General features: G+C 73.5%; 5 protein-coding genes. 2 read left to right on the plus strand and 3 right to left on the minus strand.

The window, feature by feature from the left end:
- A partial coding sequence (locus B7L92_RS35700; protein ID WP_081241350.1) for a cytochrome P450 occupies positions 1-951 on the plus strand: 951 nt, incomplete at its 5' end.
- A complete protein-coding gene (locus B7L92_RS35705; RefSeq protein ID WP_081241351.1) occupies positions 948-1745 on the plus strand; it encodes an enoyl-CoA hydratase/isomerase family protein in 798 nt (265 codons plus the stop codon). The genes B7L92_RS35700 and B7L92_RS35705, both read left to right, overlap by 4 nt.
- Positions 1746-1899: 154 nt before the next feature.
- Here B7L92_RS35705 and B7L92_RS35710 read toward each other — a convergent pair whose 3' ends face one another.
- The 3 genes from B7L92_RS35710 to B7L92_RS35720 form a co-directional block, all read right to left on the minus strand.
- Positions 1900-2472, minus strand: a complete 573-nt coding sequence (locus tag B7L92_RS35710) for a DUF1990 domain-containing protein (protein WP_081241352.1) — start codon at positions 2470-2472, stop codon at positions 1900-1902.
- Positions 2469-3677 carry a cysteine desulfurase-like protein gene (locus B7L92_RS35715; RefSeq protein ID WP_081241353.1) on the minus strand — a complete coding sequence of 403 codons (1209 nt, stop codon included), beginning with the start codon at positions 3675-3677 and terminating at the stop codon, positions 2469-2471. Before B7L92_RS35715 ends, B7L92_RS35710 begins: the two co-directional genes overlap by 4 nt.
- 66 nt (positions 3678-3743) lie before the next feature.
- Positions 3744-4859 carry an AI-2E family transporter gene (locus tag B7L92_RS35720; RefSeq protein WP_081241354.1) on the minus strand — a complete coding sequence of 372 codons (1116 nt, stop codon included), beginning with the start codon at positions 4857-4859 and terminating at the stop codon, positions 3744-3746.
- Positions 4860-5154 lie beyond the last annotated feature (295 nt).

The following is a 5154-nucleotide window of genomic DNA, read 5'->3' on the forward strand; positions in this document are numbered from 1 at the left end:
CCCACCCACACCTGCCAGCGACGGGCCCTGGGCAACCCCTTCGACCGCGCCACCCTCCAGGCCATGCGGCCCCGGGTCGCCGCCCTGGCCTCCGGGCTCCTGGACGACCTCGAGAACCGGCTGCGCGCCGACGGAGAGGCCGACTTCGTCCACACCGTCGCCGAGCAGCTCCCCATGCACACCGTCGGCGACTGGCTCGGCATCGCTCCGGAGCACTTCGCGCACATCCTGGACTTCACCCACCGTCAGGTCTACGCACAGGAACTGCTGCCCACCAAGAGCGAACTCGCCGTGTCGGCCCAGGCCACACTGGAGATGCGGGCCTTCTTCACCGAGCTGATCGGGCAGCGGCGGGCACGCCCCGGCAACGATGTCCTCACCGGCTGGATCCACCACTGGGACGCCCGGTACCCCGACGACCGGGCGGCCGCGGACCAGGTGATCTACGACCTGACGATGTTCATCACCATCGCCTCGCTGGAGACCACCGCGGTCCTGCTCGCCAACGCCGTGTGGTTCCTCACCCAGGAGCCCTCCCGCGTGGCCTGGCTGCGCCGGCACCCCGAGCACATCGACGACGCGATCGAGGAGACGCTGCGCTACGACCCGCCCGTGCACGTCAACTCCCGCATCGCCGCAGACGACACCGTCCTGGCGGGCGTGCCCATCGCGAAGGACACCACCGTCCACGTCCTGTACGGCTCGGCCGCCCACGACCCCCGCCGCAACGAGCAGCCCCACGTCTTCGACATCCGGCGCAACGGGAGCCACCTCACCTTCGGCGGTGGCGCCCACTACTGCCTGGGGGCGGCCCTCGCCCGGCTGGAGGCCCGTGAGCTGCTCGGCCAGGTGCTGGAACGATTCCCCACCCTGCGGCCCGTCGCACCCCCCGAGTACGACACCTCCCGTGTCGTCTTCCGCCGTATCGCCTCCCTGAAAGTCACGACATGAGCCCGCTCCTCGCCGAACTCCCCGTGGACCGAATACTCAAGACCCTGCGCACCCGCCGGCAGGGTCCCCTCCTCACCATCGAACTGAACGCCCCCGAACAGGGCAACGCCGTCAACGACGCCATGCTGGACGACCTCCTCACCGTCCTCGACGGGCAGGACCCCGCGGTACGGGTCGTCGTGCTGGCCGCCGCCGGCCGCGACTTCTGCCTCGGCGGCGACCGCGTCGAATTCTCCGAGCACCTCGCCCACGACCCCACCGGCAGCGGCATCCGAGCCTCCGGGGTCCGGGCCCAGCGCGTGTGCGACGCCCTCACCTCCAACCCCGCCGTCACCATCGCCCGCGTCCAGGGAAGGGCCATCGGCGCCGGCTTCGCCCTCGCCCTCGCCTGCGACCTGCGGGTGGGCGCCGACACCGCCACCTTCCGGCTGCCCGAGCTCGCGCTCGGCCTGCCCACGGCCTGGGGCGGACTCCTCCCCCGCCTCGTCAACGAGGTCGGTGCCGCCCGCGTACGCGAAATCGTCCTCACCGGGCGCCCCGTCCGCGCCCACGAGGCCCGCCACCTGTCGATCCTGCAGAACATCGTGGCCGAGGACGCTCTCGACGCCGCCGTCATGACCTGGGCCGAGCCCCTCCTGCGCCGGTCGGCGGCGGCCCTGCGCGTCACCAAGACGCTGCTGCACTCCCTCACCGCGTCCACCCGCCTCGCCGACGTCTCGGCACTGGATCCCGAGCTGATGGCGGCGGTCGTCGCCGAGGTGCATCACACCGGCCGGTCCCACCCGCCCGGCTGACCCGCGCCCGACCGGGGCGGCTCGGCCGTGGAGGCGGCCGTCCCCGGCCGGGAACCGGTGGACCGGCGCGGGTCGAGCCGCATCGGGCCCCGGGGGCCCGGTCGGTACCGAGGCGGTGCCGGCGCCGCGGAACCCGCGGCGCCGGCGTCCGGCCTCAGGCCAGCGCGCGCAGGTACCGCCTGCGGACGCAGCGCTGGGCCAGGAGAAGGAGGGGGAAGAGGAACCGCCACGGGGCCGCCGGAGCCGCCCGGGTCAGGGACCGCAGGGTCAGGTGGACCCGGCCGTCGTCGTCCCGGTGCACGACGAAGGCCTCCTCCCCGCTGACGGGGTGCCCCCGGCGGGTGCCGTAGGCGAAACCGCACCGGTTCCCGGTGTCCACCACGGCGACGACCTCCACCGGTTCCCGGACGACGAACCGGCCGAGGCCCGCGGTGACGAGGTACCGTCCGCCCGCACGCACTCCGGTGCCTCCCCCGTCGGCCGGGGCGACGGTGAACCCGCTGCGCCGCTTGACCTCCCAGCGGGTCACGGCGTCCCGGGCCGTGGCCCAGGCGCCCTCTCCCCGTCCGATCACCACGGTCCTCTCGAACCGGCGGAACCCCGGCGGGGCCTCCTGCCAGAGCGGGTCCTGCGGAAGGGTCGCCCCGGGGGTGCCGTAGGTCAGGCCGTCGAAGCGGCGGCCGGACGCCACGGGCGCCGCGTCCCCACCGCCTCCGTCGCCGCTCACTCCCGCCCCAGGAAGGCCGCCAGCCCTTCCAGGAGCCGTTCGACGTCCTCCGGGGCCGTGTAGGGGGCGAGGCCGACGCGGAGGCCGCCGGTGTCTCCCAGGCCGAGACGGCGGGAGGCCTCCAGCGCGTAGAAGCTGCCGGAGGGCGCGTGGACGCCGCGCCCCGCCAGGAACCGGTGGGCGTCCATGGTGTCGTGGCCCTCGAAGGTGAGCAGGAGGGTCGGGGTGCGCCGGGCCGCGCGGGAGTGGACGGTGACCTCCTCCAGGGCCACCAGTCCCTTCTCGAGCCGGTCCCGGAGCATGTCCTCGTGTTCCCCGATCGCCTCGAACGCCGAGTCGAGGCGCTCACGGCGGCTGCCGTCCCGCCGCACCGCCAGGCCGGCCAGGAAGTCGACGGCGGCGCGGGTGCCCGCCAGGAACTCGTAGGGCAGCGTGCCGAGTTCGAAGCGCTCGGGAACCTCGTCCGTGGAGGGCAGCAGCTTGTCCGGGCGCAGGGTCCCCAGGAGTTCGGGACGGGCGGCCAAGGCACCGTGGTGCGGTCCGAGGAACTTGTACGGGGAGCAGACGAAGAAGTCCGCGCCGAGCGCTCCGACGTCGACGCGGGCGTGCGCGGTGTGGTGGACGCCGTCGACGTAGAACAGCGCACCGGCCTCGTGCACGATCCGCGCGATCCCGGCGATCGGGGGGATCGTGCCGATCAGGTTCGAGGCCGCGGTGACCGCCACCAGCCGGGTGCGCTCGGAGAGCACGGCCCGGATGTCGTCGACGGTCAGCTCTCCGGTGACCGGGTCGAAGTCCGCCCACCGGACGGTGGCACCGGACCGCTCGGCCGCCTGCACCCAGGGGCGGATGTTGGCGTCGTGGTCCAGCCGCGTGACGACCACCTCGTCGCCGGGCGACCAGTCGCGGGCCAGGGTGCGGGAGAAGTCGTAGGTGAGCTGGGTGGCGCTGCGTCCGAAGACGATGCCGGCCGGGTCGGCGCCCAGGAGGTCCGCCACGGCCCGGCGGGCTCCGGCGACGATGTCCTCCGCGTTGCGTTCGCCGGGCAGGATCCCGCCGCGTATCGAGAGGGGGTGGGACAGCGCGGCGCTGATCGCCTCGATGACGGGCAGGGGCGTCTGGGTGCCGCCGGGGCCGTCGAAGTGCGCGGTGCCGGCGGCCAGCGCGGGAACCTGGGCGCGCAGGGCGGTGAGGTCGTACGTCACGGGAACTTCCTGTCGGGCCGGGGACGGGTGCGGAGTGCCGGCGGGGTGCCGGACGGGGGCGGGCCGCTACGACGGGACGCCGACACCGGTGTCGGGGACACCGGCCCCCGGGTCCTGCGGCGGGTCGCTGAGCTGTTCGCGCACATAGTTCCAGATCACCGCGATCAGCCCGGCGACCGGTACGGCGAGGAAGCTGCCGGCGATGCCGGCCAGGCTTCCGCCCAGCGTCACCGCCAGCAGGACGACCGCCGCGTGCAGGCCGAGCCCCCTGCTCTGGATGATCGGTTGGAACACGTTGCCCTCGAGCTGCTGCACCACGATGATGACGGCCAGCACCAGCAGGGCGTTCGTCAGGCCGTTCGACACGAGCGCGATGAGCACCGCGACGAAGCCGGCGAACAGGGCGCCCACGATGGGCACGAACGCGGCCAGGAAGGTCAGCACCGCGAGCGGGAGCACCAGGGGGACGTCCAGGAGCCACAGGCCCAGTCCGACGCCCACGGCGTCCAGCAGACCGACGAGCGCCTGGGACCGTACGAACGCGCCGAGACTGTCCCAGCACCGCGCGGCCACGGCCGGGATGTCGGTGGCGAGCCGGCCGGGCAGCTGCCGGCCGAGCCACGGCAGGAAGCGCGGGCCGTCCTTGAGGAAGAAGAACATCAGGAAGAGCGCCAGCACCGCCGTGACCACACCGCTGAAGACGGTGCTCACCCCCGTGACGGCGGTGTTGGCGATGGATCCGGCGCTGTCCTGGATGCGGGCGGTGGCGGCGTCGAAGGCATGGGCGATCTGGTCGTCGTCGATGTTCAGCGGCGGTCCGGCGGCCCATTCGCGCAGCCTCCGGATCCCTTCGACCACACCGTCGGCCAGTTCGCCGGACTGCGACGCCACCGGCACCGCGATCAGCGCCACGGTGCCCGCCGCCACCAGCAGGAACAGCACGGTCACGACGGACGCGGCGAGCGCCGGGGCCACCCCGCGCCGACGCAGGAAGCGGGCCAGGGGCCAGGTGAGCGTGGTGAGGAGGAGCGCGACCACGAGCGGCCAGACCACCGGCCACATCCAGCCCACCAGCCACAGGACCACCGCGGCCATCACCAGGACCAGCAGCAGTTCGCCGGAGAGGCGCGCCGAGGCCCGGAGCGCGGCGCGGGTCCTCCTCGAATTCAACGTCGCAGACATGGGGGCACTTTATGGCGCCCGACCGTCGGGAGGGTTCCTGACCCCGTGTGCGTTCGGGCGGGTGCCGGGGAGCACGTCGGCGCGGCACGCCGTTTCCGCGAAGTTACCCGTGCGTTCCGCACATCGGAGTCATGACAGCGGTGACTGTCCGCGGTGCCGCGCCGCGTGACAGCGTCTTCCCGTCACCCACCAGTGGGAGGGAGAAGGCGTGAACAAGGGCTATGCCGTGTACTGCGACGCGGACCCGTACTTCTACGACGCTCCGCACCGCACGGCTCCCCGCACCGGTGCGGGG

The organism is Streptomyces viridosporus (assembly GCF_002078235.1).
In the GTDB taxonomy this organism is placed as follows: domain Bacteria; phylum Actinomycetota; class Actinomycetes; order Streptomycetales; family Streptomycetaceae; genus Streptomyces; species Streptomyces viridosporus.